Consider the following 18,619-nt stretch of genomic DNA (forward strand, 5'->3'; position numbering starts at 1 on the left):
GTACGCGACAATGGACGGATGACCACGCTTGCCCCGTCCCCCTCGATGCTCACGATCGGCCCGCACGCCGTACAGCCCCCGGTGGTGCTCGCGCCGATGGCGGGCATCACCAACGCGCCCTTCCGCACGCTGTGCCGCGAGTTCAGCGGCGGCAAGGGGCTGTTCGTCAGCGAGATGATCACGACGCGGGCGCTGGTCGAGCGCAATGAGAAGACGATGCAGCTCATCCACTTCGACGAGACCGAGACGCCGCGGTCGATCCAGCTCTACGGAGTGGATCCGGTGACCGTCGGCAAGGCGGTCCGCATGATCGTGGACGAGAATCTGGCCGACCATATCGACCTGAACTTCGGCTGCCCGGTCCCCAAGGTGACCCGCAAGGGCGGCGGCTCCGCGCTTCCGTACAAGCGGCCGCTGCTGCGGGCGATCCTGAACGAGGCCGTGTCCAATGCCGGTGCGCTTCCCGTGACCATGAAGATGCGCAAGGGTATCGACGACGATCACCTCACCTTCCTGGACGCGGGCCGGATCGCCGTCGACGAGGGCGTGACGGCGATCGCGCTGCACGGGCGCACGGCGGCGCAGCACTACGGCGGTACGGCGGACTGGGACGCGATCGCCCGGCTCAAGGAGCACGTCCCGGAGATCCCCGTACTCGGCAACGGCGACATCTGGTCGGCGGACGACGCGCTGCGGATGGTGCGCGAGACCGGCTGCGACGGGGTGGTCGTGGGACGCGGATGCCTGGGGCGGCCCTGGCTGTTCGGCGACCTGGTGGCGGCGTTCGAGGGTACGGGAACGTACGCGACGCCGACGCTCAAGGAGGTCGCGGCCGTCATGCGGCGGCATGCGGAGCTGCTGGGGGAGTGGATCGGCGACGAGGCGCGCGGGGTGATCGACTTCCGTAAGCACGTGGCCTGGTATCTGAAGGGCTTCGCGGTGGGCTCCGAGATGCGCAAGAAGCTGGCGATCACGTCGTCGCTGGGGGAGCTGGACGAGCTGCTGGCTCAGCTGGACCTGGACCAGGCGTGGCCGGTGGGGGCGGACGGGCCTCGCGGTCGCACGTCGGGGAACAACCGGGTTGTCCTGCCGGACGGGTGGCTGAAGGACCCGTACGACTGCGCCGGGATCAGCGCGGAAGCCGAATTGGACACGTCCGGAGGCTGATCGGGACTGGCCTCAACCACCCGCCGGGCTGGAGAGGTCCCCCGCGTGGCGTGAAAGCGGCGCCGTGTCCGAGGAGTTGCTCACGCTGAACGTCACGCTGCCCGCCACATAGCGGTCGTCCGTCCACTCGATCGGCCGCCCTGTCGCCGTGCACGTCACGATATGGACGGCACGCTCGTCGACACCGAGGTGCTGTGGTGGGAGGCGACCGAGGAGGTCGCCGCCTCGCTCGGCCACCGGCTGACGGACGCGGACGCCCCGGAGGTCGTCGGCCGGGCCGTGCAGGACACGGCCGCTCATCTGATACGGGTCTCACGAAGGGATGCCCCGGACCGGATGGCCCTGAGTGCCACGTCGGCGGCGGCGGCGCTGACCGCCGGTTTCCACGGGCGGGTGGAGGCCGGGGCCCCGCTGCGGCCCGGCGCACGGCGGTTGCTGGCCGAACTGGAGCAGCGTCGGGTGCCGTTCGCTCTGGTGAGCGCGTCGCCCCGGATCGTCGTCGACTCGGTGGTCGCGGGCGCGCTGGCCGATGTGCCGTTCTCCTTCACGATCTCGGCCGACGACACCGTACGGACCAAGCCGCATCCCGATCCCTACCGGGCGGCCGCCGAGCGCTTCGGTGCTGCTCCAGGGGCCTGTGTGGCGGTGGAGGACTCTCCGGACGGAAGTGCGTCCGCGCAGGCCGCGGGATGCCCGGTGCTGGTGGTGCCGTCGTTGCTGCCGGTACCCGCGTCCCGGGGACGGGTCTTCGCCGAAAGCCTGGAGGACGTGGATCTTGCGCTGCTCAGCCGGTGTGTTTCGTCCTGAGAGCCGGTGTGTTGCGGCCCGGGACGGGGGTCCGGATGATGGGACGGAAGGCTCTTCGGTCGCGTGATTCTCGCCACCCCTGAGGAGGGGCACGCTCAGATGAGCGATTCGGGATGGATCCACCTCCCGAAGGGTGGCACGGAGTGCCATCCCTCGGACGTTCAAGTCTTGAACTCAACAGCGACATAGGCTGCTCATCCGAGCGGCAATGGTCTGCTTTGAGTCAAGCCCTCTTCGGAGGGTGAAAGGTTTTCTACTCGCCAGTTACTTTCGATCTGGTGGCGGACGTGTGGTTACAGCCGCATGACGGGCAAGTGGACGTACCCAGACGCCTTCGATCTGGGTATGTTCCTCGCCGTCAGGGCAGCCACCGAGTCCTCGAGGAGTCGAGACCCGTGTCGGAAAACAAAGATCAGAAGTTCGTCTACGACTTCACCGAGGGGAACAGGGACCTCAAGGACCTGCTTGGCGGCAAGGGCGCGAACCTCGCCGAGATGACCAACCTCGGGTTGCCCGTCCCTCCGGGCTTCACGATCACCACCGAGGCGTGCAAGGTCTACCTCGAGAGCGGCCAGGAGCCCTCGGCGCTGCGCGACGAGGTGAGCGCCCATCTCGACGCCCTCGAGCAGTCGATGGGCAAGAAGCTCGGCCAGGCGGACAACCCCCTTCTCGTATCCGTACGTTCGGGCGCGAAGTTCTCCATGCCGGGCATGATGGACACCGTCCTCAACATCGGCCTCTCCGACGCGTCGGTGGTCGGGCTCGCCAAGCAGTCCGGTGACGAGCGCTTCGCCTGGGACTCCTACCGCCGCCTGATCCAGATGTTCGGCAAGACCGTCCTCGGCGTCGACGGCGAGCTCTTCGAGGACGCGCTCGACGAGGCCAAGACCGCCAAGAAGGTCACCGTCGACACCGACCTCGACGCCGCCGACCTCAAGAAGCTGGTCAAGCAGTTCAAGAAGACCGTCGCCCGCGAGGCCGGCCGGGACTTCCCGCAGGACCCGCGCGAGCAGATGGATCTCGCGATCCGCTCGGTCTTCGAGTCCTGGAACACCGACCGCGCCAAGCTCTACCGCCGCCAGGAGCGCATCCCCGGCGACCTGGGCACCGCCGTCAACATCTGCTCCATGGTCTTCGGCAACCTCGGCCCCGACTCGGGCACCGGCGTCGCCTTCACCCGTGACCCCGCCAGCGGCCACCAGGGCGTCTACGGCGACTACCTGCAGAACGCGCAGGGCGAGGACGTCGTCGCGGGTATCCGCAACACAGTGCCGCTCGCCGAGCTGGAGAGCATCGACAAGAAGTCGTACGACCAGCTGATGCAGATCATGGAGACCCTCGAAACGCACTACAAGGACCTGTGCGACATCGAGTTCACCATCGAGCGCGGCCAGCTGTGGATGCTGCAGACCCGGGTCGGCAAGCGGACCGCGGGCGCGGCCTTCCGTATCGCCACCCAGCTCGTGGACCAGGGCCTGATCGACGAGGCCGAGGCCCTGCAGCGCGTCAACGGCGCGCAGCTCGCCCAGCTGATGTTCCCGCGCTTCGACGAGGACGCGAAGGCGGACCTGCTCGGCCGCGGTATCGCAGCCTCCCCGGGCGCGGCCGTCGGCAAGGCCGTCTTCGACTCGTACACCGCGGTCAAGTGGTCGCGCTCCGGCGAGAAGGTCATCCTGATCCGCCGCGAGACCAACCCCGACGACCTCGACGGAATGATCGCCGCCGAGGGCATTCTGACCAGCCGTGGTGGCAAGACCTCGCACGCCGCCGTCGTCGCACGCGGCATGGGCAAGACCTGTGTCTGCGGCGCCGAGGACCTCGAGGTCGACACCAAGCGCCGCCGGATGACGGTGAACGGCACCCTCGTCGAGGAGGGCGACGTCGTCTCCATCGACGGCTCCACCGGCAAGGTCTACCTCGGTGAGGTGCCGGTCGTGCCCTCCCCGGTCGTCGAGTACTTCGAGGGCCGGATGCACGCGGGCGCCGACGACGCCGACGAGCTGGTCGCCGCCGTGCACCGGATCATGGCCTACGCGGACCGGGTGCGCCGTCTTCGCGTACGGGCCAACGCCGACAACGCCGAGGACGCGCTGCGCGCACGGCGCTTCGGCGCGCAGGGCATCGGCCTGTGCCGCACCGAGCACATGTTCCTCGGCGAGCGCCGCGAGATGGTCGAGCGGCTGATCCTCGCCGACACGGACGACGAGCGCGAGCAGGCGCTGGGTGCCCTGCTGCCGCTGCAGAAGAAGGACTTCGTCGAACTCTTCGAGGCGATGGACGGACTGCCCGTCACCGTGCGGCTGCTGGACCCGCCGCTGCACGAGTTCCTGCCGGACATCACCGAGCTGTCGGTACGCGTCGCCCTCGCCGAGTCCCGCAAGGACGCCAACGAGAACGACCTGCGGCTGCTGCAGGCCGTGCACAAGCTGCACGAGCAGAACCCGATGCTGGGTCTGCGCGGTGTACGCCTCGGTCTGGTCATCCCCGGTCTGTTCGCCATGCAGGTGCGGGCGATCGCCGAGGCCGCGGCCGAGCGCAAGAACGCCAAGGGCGACCCGCGCGCGGAGATCATGATCCCGCTCGTGGGCACCGTGCAGGAGCTGGAGATCGTTCGCGAGGAGGCCGACCAGGTCATCGCCGAGGTGCAGGCCGCCACCGGCACGAACCTCAAGCTGACCATCGGCACGATGATCGAGCTGCCGCGCGCCGCGCTGACCGCCGGTCAGATCGCCGAGGCCGCGCAGTTCTTCTCCTTCGGCACGAACGACCTCACCCAGACGGTGTGGGGCTTCTCCCGCGACGACGTCGAGGCGAGCTTCTTCACCGCGTACCTGGAGAAGGGCATCTTCGGGGTCTCCCCGTTCGAGACGATCGACAGGGACGGCGTCGGCGCCCTCGTACGCAGCGCCGTCGAGGCCGGTCGCGCCACCCGCCCCGACCTGAAGCTGGGCGTGTGCGGTGAGCACGGCGGCGACCCGGAGTCGGTGCACTTCTTCCACGAGGTGGGCCTGGACTACGTCTCCTGCTCGCCCTTCCGGATCCCGGTGGCGCGCCTGGAGGCCGGCCGCGCGGCGGCCGAGTCGAAGGGCAGCGACTCCCGATAGGACGCCGGAGCCGTCGCCGGTCTGCTGGTGGCTTCGGCCGCCGGGAGATCGGTAACCCTCACCCCTCACCGACCCGGTGGCGGCTCCGGAACACAGAAGCGGAAGAGGCGGGCGCCTGTGCGGGGCGTCCGCCTCTTCCGCTTATTTCACGCTTGCCGGAAAGTCCCTGTTGAATTCCGGACCGTTACCACGAATCGAATTTTTGCCATTTACTGCGCAAACGACGGGCGGAGCGCGGCCTGTGGATCCCCATCCACAGGCCGCGCCCCATTACCCGTGCCGGACAGGGAGCCGCAACCCTCTGTCGCCCGCCGCCGGACGCGCAAAGCCCCCCACGGTCTTCGCTGCGTCCATCGGAGACAGAAGATTTCCTGCCCGACGTCGTACAGCCTTTCGGTTGGCACCCACCCCTCGCGAGGCGTTTCAACTGTGGCTGAAACACCGTGGTAACGTCCTGTGATTGCATGCATACTCAGTGGTGGGGGCGATTGCGGATGCAACAAGTGGGGGTTCAGTGCTGCGTATCCATTTCACTGGGGATGACCTAGCCAGAGTTCGGATGGCGGCCAGACCGGATGTTCTGTGGGAAACGATTCTCAGCTTTCATCGATTGAGGGAGCGCCGGCGCGCGCTGATGTTCGGCGAATGGCGTGCGGAAACCCGGGTCCGGCTGAGTGGTGAAACACGCCTGCTGGCCGCGCTGGTTCCGCCGCGGGGCTATTTCCCCGACTTTCTGACACCCCCCGAGGGCGCCTGCGGGCTGGAGGCGGGCCTGGAAGCCCTGCGGGCCACCCCGCCCGCCCGGCTGCACTCCGAACTCGCCCTGGCGGCCGCGGGACGGGCCACCACGCCCGTGCTGCCGGGCCGGCTCTCCGCCCTCGCCGAGGGCAGACCCGAGGCGCTCGCCGGTCTCGTCGCCGCGCTGCGCAGCTACCACCGGGCCGCCATCGAACCGTACTGGCCGCACATCCAGGCGACGGTCGAGGCGGACCGCGCGGTGCGCGGCCGCGCGCTGCTGGACGGCGGCGCCGGAGAACTGCTCGCCTCACTGCCGCCGGTGCTGCGCTGGCGGGCGCCGGTCCTGGAGGCCGACTATCCCGCGGAGCGCGAACTGCACCTGGACGGGAGGGGGTTGCTGCTCCAGCCGTCGTTCTTCTGCCGCGGCACCCCGGTGGTCTACCGGGACACCGCGCTCCCGCCGGTGCTCGTCTACCCAGCCGCCCACAGCTGCGCTCCGGCCTTCGGCGAGTCGGGCGACCCCTCGCTCGGCAAGCTCGTCGGCCACACGCGCTCGGTCGTCCTGCAGGCGATTCGCTACGGCTGTACGACCAGTGAACTCGCCCGCAGGGCAGGGGTGTCGCTCGCCTCCGCCAGCCAGCACGCGGCGGTCCTGCGCCAGGCGGGCCTGGTGGTGACCCTGCGCCACGGCAATGCCGTCCTGCATACGGTCACCCCGCTGGGCGCCGCCCTGCTCAGGGGCGGCGCCACAGCGGAGGCCGCGGGCTAGCGGAGAGACACTAGGCCCGGAAGGGGCCTGTCACCTCGTACGTGATGCCGCCCGACGAGGAGCCGCTCGTGCCGCGCTGGCTGGAGAAGTACAGCCGCGTGCCGTCGGGGGAGAAGGCCGGTCCGGTGATCTCCGACGAGGACTGGCCGTTGATCCGCAGGAACACCGCCACCACGTCGTCGGGCGTGATGATGCAGATCTCCATGTTGCCGCCGTCCTCGGCCACGAAGAGATCGCCGGAGGACGCGCCGGTGACATTGTCCACGCCGGTCAGCGGGGCGCCGCCGCCGACCACCAGCGAGTCGTCGTAGGCCAGCTCGTAGGTGCTGCTCGCGAGGTTGAGCTGCCAGAGGCGGTTGTCGCCCTTGGTGGTGAACCAGACGGTGTCATTGGCGTAGTGGCAGCCCTCGCCGCCGTTGAAGTGCTTGGCGCCGGAGACCTGGGTGCGGGTCGTGGTCGGCGAGCCGTCCGGGTCGGGCACGTTCTGCCAGCTGAAGGAGCCGGAGGTGCCGGAGCCCGCGACGAGCACCTGGAGGGTGCCGGAGGCGAGGTTGCCCCAGGTGGTGGGGATGAACCGGTACAGGCAGCCGTTGGACTCGTCCTCGGTCAGGTAGATGACCTTGCGCACCGGGTCGGCGGCGGCGGCCTCGTGTTTGAACCTGCCCATCGCGGACCGGCGCACGGCGGCGTTCACGCCGTACGGGTCGGTCTCGTAGACGTATCCGAGGCTGACCTCCTCGCACGAGAGCCAGGTGTTCCACGGCGTCTTGCCGCCGGCGCAGTTCTGGCGGGTGTTGGAGAGGATTCTGTACGCACCGGTGATCGCGCCGGCCGAGGAGAACCTGACCGCGCTCGCGCCGCCCGAGGGGTTGATTTCCGAGTTGGAGACATAGATCCAGCCCGAGCCGTCGGCGAAACAGGCGCCGCCGTCGGGGGCGTTGTGCCAGGTGTACGAGGTCGAGCCGACCTGCTGGCCGGACCGGGCGATCACCCTGCTGCTGAATCCGCTGGGCAGCTGGATGCCGTTGGCGTCCGCCGTGCCGATGGCCCCGTAGGGACCGGGGCCCGGCTGGGCGGGAGCCGCGTAGGCGGCGCCCCGCATCAGCGTGCCGCCGAAGGCGGCGGCGGACGTGCCGATGACCGCTCCGCGCAGGAAATTGCGACGTTCCACTGTCACTCCAGGTGAGGGTGGTGACCGCCCCGGGACATCGGTCGACGACCCGGGGTAGCGCGCTACCGGAACCTAGGAGTCCTGAATTGACAGCACGTCAACACGTGGTGACGTAGAGCGGTCCACTCACCCGTGATCGCCCCGTCTCCGCCCGCCGTGACGTGCTCTCAGGACACGGAGGACCTGAGGCCCTCGTACGTCACACCGGTGAGCTGCTCGGAGGCGGCCCACAGCCGCTCACCCGTCGCGTCGTTCTTCGACCACTTGAGCCGCCACGACGGCGCGGGCGCACCGCGCCAGCCGAACAGCCTCGGGCCGGTGAAGGAGTCGGGCCGCACACCCGGCGCGGTGGCCGCGTACAGCGTCGGCAGCGCGCCCGACTCGGCGGGCTGCGCGAAGAGGCGGTTGCCGACCGCCATGAACTGCTCCTTCGCCTTCTTGCCCTCCATCCGGGCGCCCGCGGTCTGCAGGTTGGTGTTCGAGTAGCCGGGGTGGGCGGCGGCAGCGACGATCTCGGAGCCCGCCGCCGCGAGCCGCCTGGCCAGCTCGTGCACGAAGAGCAGGTTCGCCGTCTTGGTGCGGGAGTAGGCGGTCCAGGGGCTGTAGCGGCGCTCGCTGTTGAGATCGCCGATGTCGACGCCTGCCATGGCGTGCATGAAGCTGGACACGCTCACCACCCGCGCGCCCCGCCCCTTCTGCAGTTTCGGCAGCAGCAGTCCGGTCAGCGCGAAGTGCCCGAGGTGGTTGACGCCGAACTGCCTCTCGAAGCCGTCGGCCGTCTTCCCGTACGGAAGGGCCATCACACCCGCGTTGTTGATGAGCAGGTCGAGGCTGTCGTACGGGTAGCGGGCCGCGAACTCCCGTATCGAGGAGAGGTCCGCCAGATCCAGCGGGCTGAACTCCACCTTCGCGCCCGGCACCAGGCCCGCGATGTGGGCCTCGGCCTCCTTGCCGCGTGCCTCGCTGCGGCAGGCGAGAATCACCCGCGCGCCGCGGCGGGCCAGCTCCCGTGCCGTGATGAGTCCGATGCCGCTGTTGGCCCCGGTGACGACGGCGGTGCGCCCGTCCTGGTCCGGTATGTCGCTCGCGTTCCAGCCCGACATGGCTGAACTCCTCAATAGGGAAACTGGGTTGAGTTCAGCCTATGAACGAACGGGCCCGGGAGCCACAGTCGGCGCCCAGATCTGATCCGGCCGCCCCTCCCGTGTCAGCGGATGTCAGGCAGGGCGCCGCGGGCGGCTCACCCCACGCGCACTTCGTATGCCGTCACCGACACCGCATCGTCGTCCAGACAGCGGCCCGTGCGCAGGTCGAAGCGCTGCTTGAGCAGCGGCGACGCGACGAAGGGGCCGGCGGCCGCCGAACCGAGCAGGCCGCGGGAGAGGACCTGGGCGCCCGTGAACGGGTCCCGGTTGTCGATGGCGTGGACAGCGCCCTCGCGGTCCACGAACACCGCCGCCTGGCTGCCGTCGGGCAGGAGGGCCGCGACACCGCGGCCCGGCGTCAGCAGGGACAGCGCGCACAGCGCGAACCACTCCTGGCCCACACGGAGCTGGACCTGCGTTTGCGTCTTCTCGGGGGCGATCGTCATCGGGCAGCAGTACCTTCCAGGGCTTCCAGCGGACGGATGGACAACAGCGGCAGATCAGGCTTGACCTGGTCGCGCTCGGGCACGAATTTCACGGTCGGGTCCGGGACGTCCGGCGCGTTGACGAAGGAGACGAAACGGCGCAGCCTCTCCGGGTCGTTGATGGTCTCGGACCACTCGTCGCGGTAGTTGGCGACATGGTCCGCCATCAGTGACTCCAGCTCGGCGCAGATGCCCAGCGCGTCATGGACCACCACGTCCCGTACGTGATCGAGGCCGCCCTCGATCCGCTCCAGCCAGGTCGAGGTGCGCTCGAGACGGTCGGCGGTACGGATGTAGAACATCAGGAACCGGTCGATCAGCCGGACCAGTTCGGCGTCGGAGAGATCCTGGGCGAGCAGATCGGCGTGGCGCGGGGTCGCGCCGCCATTGCCGCCCACGTAGAGATTCCAGCCGTTGGCCGTGGCGATGACGCCGAAGTCCTTGCTCTGCGCCTCCGCGCACTCGCGCTGGCAGCCGGAGACCGCGGACTTGAGCTTGTGCGGGGAGCGCAGGCCCCGGTAGCGCAGCTCCAGGTCGATGGCCATTTTGACCGAGTCCTGTACGCCGTAGCGGCACCAGGTCTGCCCCACACAGGACTTCACGGTGCGCAGCGCCTTGCCGTACGCATGCCCCGACTCGAAGCCCGCGTCGACCAGCCGGGCCCAGATCTGCGGCAGTTGGTCCACCCGGGCGCCGAACAGGTCGATCCGCTGGCCGCCCGTGATCTTCGTGTAGAGGCCGTAGTCGCGGGCCACCTCGCCGATCACGATCAGCTTCTCGGGGGTGATCTCACCGCCGGGGATACGCGGCACGATCGAGTACGAGCCGTTCTTCTGCATATTGGCGAGGAAGTGGTCGTTGGTGTCCTGGAGCGCGGCCTGCTCGCCGTCCAGCACATAACCGCCCGCGCCGATCGTCGGGGCCAGCGAGGCGATGATCGAGGCGACGGCCGGCTTGCAGATCTCGCAGCCGTTGCCGCCGCGGGCCGCCTCCCGGCCGTGCCGGTCCAGGATCTCCTGGTACGAGGTGAGGCGCAGCGTGTGCACGATCTCGTACAGCTCCTGGCGGCTCTGCCCGAAGCAGCCGCACAGGCCCTTGTCGACCTCGACGCCCGAGGCCTCCAGTTCGGCGTTGACCAGCTGGCCGAGCACCTTGACGCAACTTCCGCAGCCCGTACCGGCCTTGGTGCACTTCTTCACCTCGGGCACGGTGGTGCAGGAGTGCTCGGTGACCGCGCCGCGGATGGTGCCCTTGGTGACGTTGTGGCAGGAGCAGATGACCGCGTCGTCGGGCAGCGCGGAGGGGCCGAGCGCCGCCGGGGCGCCGATGCCCGCGGGCATCACAAGCTGCTCGGGCGCGACCGGCGGGACGGAGCCGGTGAGCGGGCGCAGCATGCCGTACGCGTCGGCGTCGCCGACCAGTACGCCGCCGAGGAGCTCGCCCTCGCTGCCGATCACCAGCTTCTTGTAGACCCCGGAGCGGGAGTCGGAGTACACGACGTCCAGGCAGCCTTCCGCCGCGCCGTGCGCGTCGCCGAAGGAGGCCACGTCCACGCCGAGAAGCTTGAGCTTGGTGGACAAGTCCGCGCCGGTGAAGGCTTTGACCTCACCCTCCAGCGCGGCGGCCGCAGTCTCGGCCATCTCGTAGCCGGGCGCGACCAGGCCGTACACCCGGCCGTCCGACGCCAGCGCACACTCGCCGATCGCGAAGACGGCGGGGTCGGACGTACGGCACTGCTCATCGACGACGATGCCGCCGCGTTCGCCGATCTCCAGGCCGCAATCACGGGCGAGCTGGTCCCTGGGCCGCACACCCGCCGAGAAGATGACCAGATCGGTGTCGATGGACGAGCCGTCCGACAGCGCCATCGCGGTCACGGCGCCGTCCTCGCCCGCCGTGATCTCCTTACCGCCGACGCCCGTGTGCACGATCAGGCCCATGTCCTCTACGGTGCGGCGCAGCGCGGCGCCGCCGCCCTCGTCCACCTGCAAGGACATCAGCCGCGGATTGAACTCGACGATGTGCGTGGCGAGCCCCAGCCCCTTGAGGGCCCCGGCCGCCTCGAGGCCCAGCAGCCCGCCGCCGACCACCGTGCCGGTCCTGCAGTTCTTGGCGTACTCCTCGATCGCGAGGAGGTCCTCAATGGTGCGGTAGACGAAGCAGCCGTCGCTGTCCTTGCCGGGCACCGGCGGCACGAAGGGGTACGAGCCGGTGGCGAGGACGAGCGTGTCGTACGTGAAGGTGCGGCCGGCGCGCGAGGTGACCGTGCGCGCGTCCCTGTCGATCGTCTCGGCCGGGTCGTCCAGATACAGCTCGATACCGTGCCGCTCGATGAAGTCGCCCTCGACGAGGGAGAGTTCGTCGGGCGTGCGCCCGGAGAAGTACGAGGTCAGCTGAACCCGGTCGTAGGCGGCGCGAGGCTCCTCGCACAGCACGACGATCCGCGCCCGCCCGGCCACGCCGCGCTCGGCGAGTGCCTCCAGGAATCGCTGGCCGACCATGCCATGGCCGACGACCACGATCGTGGGAGTCGTGGGGGTGGTCATAGCGGGCATGTCAGAGGCCTCCATCATTGGTGAGCAGGTGGAGCAGGGGCACCGTCTCCGGCAGGGCCTCGTCGCCCTCCCAGGCCCGGGCGAGCGCGCCGACCGCGGCGAGATCCCCGAGCAGCACCCCGCCGACGAGCCGGTCCCCGCGGACGACGACCTTGCGGTAGGCGCCGCGGGTGGCGTCGGCGAGCTGGACGACGTCGTCCCCCGGGCGCGGGGTCGGGTCGCCGAACGCGGCGAGGTCGAGTGCGCCGGGACCGCTGAGGGTCAGCCGGGTCAGGGCGCGGGTGCCCGTGTAGCGGGCGGTCTTCCCGGTGAGCAGGCAGGCCAGCACATCGGCCTGTTCGAGGGCGGGACCCGCGAGTCCGTACACCCGTCCCTCGTGCTCGGCACAGTCGCCGATGGCGTGGATGTACGGGTCGGATGTGCGCAGCTCGTCGTCGACGAGGATGCCCTTGCCGACGTCGAGCCCGGCATCCTGGGCGAGCTTGGTCCGCGGGCGCACGCCGCAGGCGAGGACGACGAGCTCCGCGTCCAAAACGTATCCGTCGGCGAGTTCGACGTCCGTGCCGCGCAGTCCGCGCACCCGGCACTCGGTGTGGACCTCCACGCCCATCGCTTCGAGGTGCGCGCGGACCAACTGCGATGCGGAGACGTCCAGTTGGCGCTCCATGAGGTGCTCGCCCTGCTGGGCCAGCACCACCTTCGCGCCCCGCTCGGCCAGCGCCCGCGCCGCGGAGACACCGAGCAGCCCGCCGCCGACGACGACGGCCCGGGTTCCGGACCGTACGGCGGCGGACAGGGCCGCGCAGTCGTCGAGCGTACGGAACGGATGCACGCCGTCCGGGAGCCCCTGAGCGATCCCGCGCAGCGCGGGCAGCACGGGGTTCGAGCCGGTCGCGAGGACCAGCCGGTCGTACGGCACCGGTGTCCCGTCCTCGCAGAGCACCAGCCGGCGCTCCCGGTCGATGGCCGTTGCCCGCACGCCCCGGCGCACCGGTACGGCGGGCAGGGCGATCACCTCCGGGGCGTAGCGCCCCGCGAGTACTTCCGCGAGCAGCAGGCGGTTGTAGGGGGCGTGCGGCTCCTCACCGATCACGGTGACGGGCGCGCCGACGGCGACGAGCTGCCGCGCGAGCCGCGCGCCTGCTGTCCCGCTGCCGATCACTACGGTTCCAGATGCCATAGCCGCAGCGTGCGGGGTCGGTGTTACCTCGCAGGTGCGGGGCTGTTTCCCGGGGGGAACGCTGCGCTCAGCGCGGCGGGGTGGGGGGTGTGAGGGCGCGTACGGGGGCGCTGCCCCCGGACCCCCGCGCCTCAAACTCCCCCAGACTTCGTCCGGGGGGACCCCCACGGGGCTGAATGTGCATGTGCGGCTCGGCCGCACACTTCAGCCCGTCCGGCGTTTGAGGACACGCGCGAAGCGCGTACGGGGTCTGGGGCGAAGCCCCAGTTCGGGATGGGGGGTACCTCCCACGGCCGCCAGGCCGTAGGGGGAGGGCGGGGTGGGGAACAAGCCCGCCGCAGGCGGTAAAGTTGCCGTCTCCACACGACGTGGACCTACCGAGGAGGTGAGACCCATTACCGCTGTCGCAGTCCGGGTGCTCTCTTCTCAGGGACCCGCGGTCCCTCCCGCATAGGTGACCGCCCCTCCCGAGCGCGCCCTTCGGTTCCCCGAAAGGCTCTCATGCCGGTTTCACCATCACTCCTGACCTCTCCCGCCATCGTCACCCGGCTTCGCACCGCCGGCTGCGTCTTCGCCGAGGACGAGGCGGAACTGATCCTCTCCACCGCACGGACGCCGTCCGACCTCGCCGCCATGGTGGACCGGCGCGTTGCCGGTCTGCCCCTTGAACATGTCCTCGGCTGGGCCGAGTTCTGCGGTCTGCGGGTGGCCGTGGACCCCCAGGTCTTCGTACCGCGCCGCCGCACCGAATTCCTCGTCCGCCAGGCCGTCGCCCTCGCCCGTCCCGGGGCCGTTGTCGTCGACCTGTGCTGCGGCTCCGGCGCGGTGGGTGTCGCGCTGGCCGCGGCGCTGGGGCGGGTCGAGCTGTACGCGGCCGACGTCGACCCCGCCGCGGTGCGGTGTGCCCGGCGCAATGTCGGGGCCGCCGGCGGCCGGGTGTACGAGGGCGACCTGTTCGCGGCACTGCCCGCCGCGCTGCGGGGCCGTATCGATGTGCTGGCCGCCAACGTGCCCTACGTACCGACCGAAGAGGTGGGACTGCTGCCCTCGGAGGCCAGGGAGCACGAGCCACTGGTCGCGCTCGACGGCGGCGCGGACGGGCTCGACGTCCTGCGGCGGGTCGCGGCCGACGCCCCGCGGTGGCTGGCGCCGGGCGGCAGTCTGCTGGTGGAGACGAGCGAGCGTCAGGCGCCGCTCGCCCTGGAGGCCTTCGGCGGCAGCGGGCTGATCCCGGCGATGGCCGTTTCCGGGGAGTTGTACGCCACGGTGGTGATCGGAACGAGCCCCGCCGGGCCGTCGGCTTGATCGGCGCCCCCCCGGAACCTCAGAGGTCGCTCAACTCTCCCGGGATCGATGGACGCCACACGCATCACGTCCGTAGGGTCGCGGGCATGCCCGACATATCGCTGACCACGCTCGTCTTTCTCTGTCTCGCCGCCGCTGCGGCCGGCTGGATCGACGCGGTGGTCGGCGGTGGCGGGCTGCTGCTTCTGCCCGCCATGCTGCTCGGCCTGCCCCATGTGCAGACCGCGCAGATCCTCGGCACCAACAAGGCCGTGGCCATCGTCGGCACGTCGGGCGCCGCGATCACCTATGTGCGCAAGGCCCCCGTACAGGTGAAGACCGCGGTACGGATCGGGCTCGCCGCGCTCGCCGGCTCGATGGGCGGCGCGTTCTTCGCGGCGGGGATCAGCAGCGAGGTGCTGAGGCCCGTGATCATGGTGGTGCTGCTCGGCGTCGCCGCCTTTGTGATGCTGCGCCCCACCTTCGGCACCGCCACGGACGCCGAGCGGCGGACCGTCACCCGCACCCGTACGATCGCCGCGATCGTGCTCGTCGGCGGCGGGATCGGCTTCTACGACGGGCTCGTCGGGCCCGGCACCGGCACCTTCCTGGTGCTCGCGCTCACCGCCGTACTCCATCTCGACCTGGTGACCGCGTCCGCCACGGCCAAGATCGTCAACATCTGCACCAACGGCGGGGCCCTGGCGATGTTCGCGTACCAGGGCACGGTGATGTGGCAACTGGCCGCGGTGATGGCGGTGTTCAACCTGGCGGGCGGGATGTTCGGCGCGCGGATGGCGTTGCGCAAGGGCAGCGAGTTCGTCCGCGGAGTGCTGCTTGTCGTGGTCTTCTCGCTGGTGGCGAAGCTCGCCTTCGACCAGTGGACGGCTTAGACGGACGATTTCGGCTCCCGCACCCCGATGAGATGCGCGAAGGCCACCACATTGCCCTTGTAGCCGGTCTTCTCGGTGAAGCCGCCCCCGCAGGTGATCACCCTCAGCTCGGCGCGGTCCTTCGGCCCGTACACCTTCGCGTCGGGGAACGAGTCCGCGTCGTACACCTCGATCGCGTCGATCGTGAAGACCGCCGTGCGGCCGTCCCTGCGGGTCACCTCGATCCGGTGGCCCTTCTTCAGCGCGCCCAGGCTGTAGAAGACCGACCGACCGCGTGCGTTGTCGACGTGCCCGGCGACGATCGCCGTGCCCTTCGCGCCCGGGGTGGTGCCGTCCCGCCACCATCCCGCGAGGTTGCGGTCGGCTGCCGGCGGTACCTCCAGGCTGCCGTCCCCGGCGAGGCCCAGCGGCATGACCGGGGCGTCGACGCGTATCTCGGGTATGCGAAGGCGTACGGGCACGGACGGCGGCAGCGGGTCGGCGGCCGCGTCCGTGTAGGAGTCGGGACCGGCCGCGAAGGCCTCCGCGGCGGAGGGGACCGGGGGGTTCACAACAACGGAGCCGTTCTGGACCAGCCAGGCGCCGGCGCAGACGGCGACGGCTATCGCCCAGCCCTTGCCCTTGCCCGTGGCGCTCATCGGTCCTCCGTATACATCTCGCCCGCTCCCGGCAGGCTCGAGGCCTGCCAGGAGCGGGGACACGGCGGAACCGGAACGGTGGAAACCGCTCCGTCAGCTGCCCTGCGCGCCGCTCGCCCGGCGGCGCAGGAGCACGGTCCCGCCGACGGCGGCCGCGGCCAGAATGGCCGCCCCCGCCGCGATCTTGGTGGTGTCGGGGCCCACGCTGCCTCCGACGCCGGTGTTCACATGACCGCTCGGCCAGCCGTGGTGCTCTACGGTCACGTCGCCCGAGGCCTGTCGGCCGTTCTTGCAGCTCACCGTGATGGCGTAGGTCCCCGCATGGGTGTGCCGGGGGATCGTGAACTGACCGACCGCGACCTCCTTGTGTGTCCCGGGCGCCAGACGGAACTCGCCGGCGCCCAGAGCACGCGCGTCGCCGACACCATGGCCGCCGGGGCCGCAGGCGGTGGTGCTCACGGTGATGACGGTGCCCGCAGTGGCGATGGACGGGAAGACCTCCAGCGTGCCGAAGTCCCAGGCGTACGCGGGATGGACGCCGAGTCCTATCGCGGCGGCCGCCAGCGCGGTACTGGTCAGCAGGCGGGCGGTGGTGCGCATGGTGATCCTCCGAGAAGCGCGCTGGTGCGAGGTGCTCGTCTTCTCTCAGAGGTAAGGCGCAGCCCGTCGCGCCCGCCTGCTGATGGGGAATCAGATCAGTGTGCCCGGCTCGGCGTGTCGCGCTGGACAGGAGGCGTTGCCGCAGGTCATCGCGGGTGATGGGGAATCAGATGACGGACGCGCTGAACGGGTGACGCGGTCAGGGGCGAGGCCCGGTGCCGGGGGTCTATTCGGCGGGCTCAGCAGACTCCGCGGCGAAGCCGCTCGTGTCGAGGTCGAAGTCGAACGGCGCGGGCACATGCAGCGGCTTCCCGAAGGTCACCGTGGTGTGCGATCGGTAGCCCTGCGGCGACGGGTCCCAGAAGGCGGCGATCTCCTCGGACTGCATGTCGAGGATCAAATACACCGGCACCTGCCTGCCGTACGCCTCCAGCTTGTCCTGCCAGTCGGCGTCCTTGGTGGAGACCGACGTGAGTTCGGCGACGAGGGACAGCGCTTCCCCGTCGGCGTGGCGGCCGTCGGCGTCGAACGCGGCTTCGTCGGAGACGTGGAGATCGGGTCCGAAGGCGCGCTCGGAATGAGCGAAGCTGAAGAGGAACGGAGCCGTGTCCGGGGCGTGCCCGTCGGGGGCATGGGCTCCGAGCTGTCGACGCAGCAGCTTCATCGGCTTCATGCAGCGAAGCTCGGACCACGGCGACACGACGATCTTCCCCCGGATGAGCTCGGCCTTGTAGCCGTCAGGCGTGGCCAGTTCCTCCACGGTCCTGAGCAGGTTCTCGAATTCTCCGGAAGGCGGTGCACCTATCGGTGTCGGCCGTTCCATCGGTCCTCCGAGTGCTCGTACGCAGGGCTGGTGGAGCTCCAACGGTAGTGACGCTCTGCTGCGACGACCGGGCTACGGCAGGGGCCCACCCGTTCGAGTTAACCCAACGTGACCCTTGGATCCGCTTGACCTCAACCAAACTTGACGTACGAGGCTCCTCGGCATGGACCTCACAACGCCCGAAAACGGCGCACCGCTCAAGCTTGCCGTCATCCTCTCCAGCAACCGCGAGGGCCGCTTCGGCCCCGTCGTCGCCGACTGGTTTCTCTCCCGCACCGCCGGGCGCGACGACTTCGCCGTCGACCTGATCGATCTCGCCGACGCGGACCTGCCGACCGCTCTCTCCTACCAGCCCGGCTCCGCCGCGCGGGCGGAGCTCGCGAAGGTCTCGCCGAAGCTGTCCGCCGCCGATGCCTTTGTCGTCCTCACTCCCGAGTACAACCACTCCTTCCCCGCCTCACTCAAGAGTCTGATCGACTGGCACTTCACCCAGTGGCAGGCCAAGCCCGTCGGCTTCGTCTCCTACGGCGGAATCTCCGGCGGCCTGCGCGCCGTCGAGCAGCTGCGTCAGGTCTTCGCCGAGATGCACGCCGTCACCGTCCGGGACACGGTCTCCTTCCACAACGCGGCCACGCACTTCGACGGCGAGGGACGGCACAAGGACCCCGCGGCCTGCGATGCCGCGGCCGAGGTGATGCTCGACCAGCTCGCGTGGTGGGGGAGCGCGCTGCGCACGGCCAAGTCGGCGCGCCCGTACGGACAGGTGTGAAGGGGCTGCCGGGACGGTGTCTGTCAGCCGTGCGTACGGTGGTCTGACCGAGTGGCCCTTCGACCCGGAGGAGATTGTCGGTGGCCCAGGCACTGACCGTACTCACCGTACTGACGACGACCGACAGCGCCGAGAAGGCCGAGCGGCTGGCGCGGGGCGTGGTGGAGGCGAGGCTGGCGGCGTGCGCGCAGATCTCCGCGCCCGTCACCTCCGTCTTCCGCTGGAAGAACGCCATCGAGACCGCGGAGGAGTGGCAGGTCCTCTTCAAGACGACCGAGGCCTGCTATCCGGCACTGGAGGCGCATCTGATCGCGGCACACGACTACGAGACGCCGGAGATCATCGCGACGCCGGTGGTGGGCGGCGGCGCGGCGTATCTGGCGTGGATCGACGCGGAGACCGTGGCGCCGTGAGAGAACCGGGCTTCGGGGAGGGCTCCGGAGAGAGCTTCGGGGAAGGCCTCGGGGAGGAGCTTCCCTTCTTCGTCTACG

Annotated in this window: 16 protein-coding genes; 8 read left to right on the plus strand and 8 right to left on the minus strand. The window is 70.0% G+C overall.

Annotated elements, in window-relative coordinates:
- Positions 1-18 precede the first annotated feature (18 nt).
- The 4 genes from dusB to OHA61_RS26610 all read left to right on the plus strand — a co-directional run bounded on the left by dusB (position 19) and on the right by OHA61_RS26610 (position 6,585).
- Positions 19-1,167, plus strand: a complete 1,149-nt coding sequence (gene dusB, locus OHA61_RS26595) for a tRNA dihydrouridine synthase DusB (protein WP_406305135.1) — start codon at positions 19-21, stop codon at positions 1,165-1,167.
- Between the two features lie 162 nt (positions 1,168-1,329).
- A complete protein-coding gene (locus OHA61_RS26600; RefSeq protein WP_406305136.1) occupies positions 1,330-1,974 on the plus strand; it encodes an HAD family hydrolase in 645 nt (214 codons plus the stop codon).
- 395 nt (positions 1,975-2,369) lie between these two features.
- A complete protein-coding gene (ppdK, locus tag OHA61_RS26605) occupies positions 2,370-5,078 on the plus strand; it encodes a pyruvate, phosphate dikinase (protein ID WP_406305137.1) in 2,709 nt (902 codons plus the stop codon).
- A gap of 514 nt (positions 5,079-5,592) precedes the next feature.
- Positions 5,593-6,585 carry an ArsR/SmtB family transcription factor gene (locus OHA61_RS26610; RefSeq protein ID WP_406305138.1) on the plus strand — a complete coding sequence of 331 codons (993 nt, stop codon included), beginning with the start codon at positions 5,593-5,595 and terminating at the stop codon, positions 6,583-6,585.
- Between the two features lie 10 nt (positions 6,586-6,595).
- On the opposite strand, the gene OHA61_RS26615 is transcribed toward OHA61_RS26610, so the two are convergent.
- The 5 genes from OHA61_RS26615 to OHA61_RS26635 form a co-directional block, all read right to left on the minus strand.
- Positions 6,596-7,756 carry an alkaline phosphatase PhoX gene (locus tag OHA61_RS26615; protein ID WP_406305139.1) on the minus strand — a complete coding sequence of 387 codons (1,161 nt, stop codon included), beginning with the start codon at positions 7,754-7,756 and terminating at the stop codon, positions 6,596-6,598.
- A gap of 167 nt (positions 7,757-7,923) precedes the next feature.
- Entirely contained in the window at positions 7,924-8,859 is a 936-nt protein-coding gene (locus tag OHA61_RS26620; protein WP_406305140.1) for an oxidoreductase, read from the minus strand.
- A 137-nt stretch (positions 8,860-8,996) separates the two neighbouring features.
- Entirely contained in the window at positions 8,997-9,347 is a 351-nt protein-coding gene (gene nirD / locus OHA61_RS26625) for a nitrite reductase small subunit NirD (protein WP_406305141.1), read from the minus strand.
- Positions 9,344-11,941 carry a nitrite reductase large subunit NirB gene (gene nirB, locus OHA61_RS26630; protein ID WP_406305142.1) on the minus strand — a complete coding sequence of 866 codons (2,598 nt, stop codon included), beginning with the start codon at positions 11,939-11,941 and terminating at the stop codon, positions 9,344-9,346. The genes nirD and nirB overlap by 4 nt, the downstream gene beginning before the upstream one ends.
- 1 nt (position 11,942) lies before the next feature.
- Positions 11,943-13,121: an NAD(P)/FAD-dependent oxidoreductase gene (locus OHA61_RS26635; RefSeq protein ID WP_406305143.1), complete on the minus strand. Its 1,179-nt coding sequence runs from the start codon at positions 13,119-13,121 to the stop codon at positions 11,943-11,945.
- Between the two features lie 501 nt (positions 13,122-13,622).
- Here OHA61_RS26635 and OHA61_RS26640 point away from each other — a divergent pair.
- Positions 13,623-14,426, plus strand: a complete 804-nt coding sequence (locus OHA61_RS26640) for a putative protein N(5)-glutamine methyltransferase (RefSeq protein ID WP_406305144.1) — start codon at positions 13,623-13,625, stop codon at positions 14,424-14,426.
- An 86-nt stretch (positions 14,427-14,512) separates the two neighbouring features.
- Positions 14,513-15,298, plus strand: a complete 786-nt coding sequence (locus OHA61_RS26645; protein ID WP_361918576.1) for a TSUP family transporter — start codon at positions 14,513-14,515, stop codon at positions 15,296-15,298.
- On the opposite strand, the gene OHA61_RS26650 is transcribed toward OHA61_RS26645, so the two are convergent.
- The 3 genes from OHA61_RS26650 to OHA61_RS26660 form a co-directional block, all read right to left on the minus strand.
- Positions 15,295-15,936 (minus strand): class F sortase, encoded by a 642-nt coding sequence (locus OHA61_RS26650; protein WP_406305145.1) that lies wholly within the window; start codon positions 15,934-15,936, stop codon positions 15,295-15,297. The genes OHA61_RS26645 and OHA61_RS26650 overlap by 4 nt on opposite strands.
- Before the next feature lie 93 nt (positions 15,937-16,029).
- Complete coding sequence (locus OHA61_RS26655) at positions 16,030-16,536, minus strand: hypothetical protein (protein ID WP_406305146.1); 507 nt, start codon at positions 16,534-16,536, stop codon at positions 16,030-16,032.
- Between the two features lie 226 nt (positions 16,537-16,762).
- Complete coding sequence (locus OHA61_RS26660; RefSeq protein ID WP_406305147.1) at positions 16,763-17,359, minus strand: Uma2 family endonuclease; 597 nt, start codon at positions 17,357-17,359, stop codon at positions 16,763-16,765.
- A gap of 163 nt (positions 17,360-17,522) precedes the next feature.
- On the opposite strand from OHA61_RS26660, the gene OHA61_RS26665 reads away from it, so the two are divergent.
- Both OHA61_RS26665 and cutA read left to right on the plus strand, forming a co-directional pair.
- Entirely contained in the window at positions 17,523-18,128 is a 606-nt protein-coding gene (locus OHA61_RS26665) for an NADPH-dependent FMN reductase (protein ID WP_406305148.1), read from the plus strand.
- Between the two features lie 80 nt (positions 18,129-18,208).
- Positions 18,209-18,541, plus strand: a complete 333-nt coding sequence (cutA, locus tag OHA61_RS26670; RefSeq protein WP_324984809.1) for a divalent-cation tolerance protein CutA — start codon at positions 18,209-18,211, stop codon at positions 18,539-18,541.
- Positions 18,542-18,619: the final 78 nt, after the last annotated feature.

Origin of the sequence: Streptomyces sp. NBC_00885, from assembly GCF_045207475.1 — a bacterium.
In the GTDB taxonomy this organism is placed as follows: domain Bacteria; phylum Actinomycetota; class Actinomycetes; order Streptomycetales; family Streptomycetaceae; genus Streptomyces.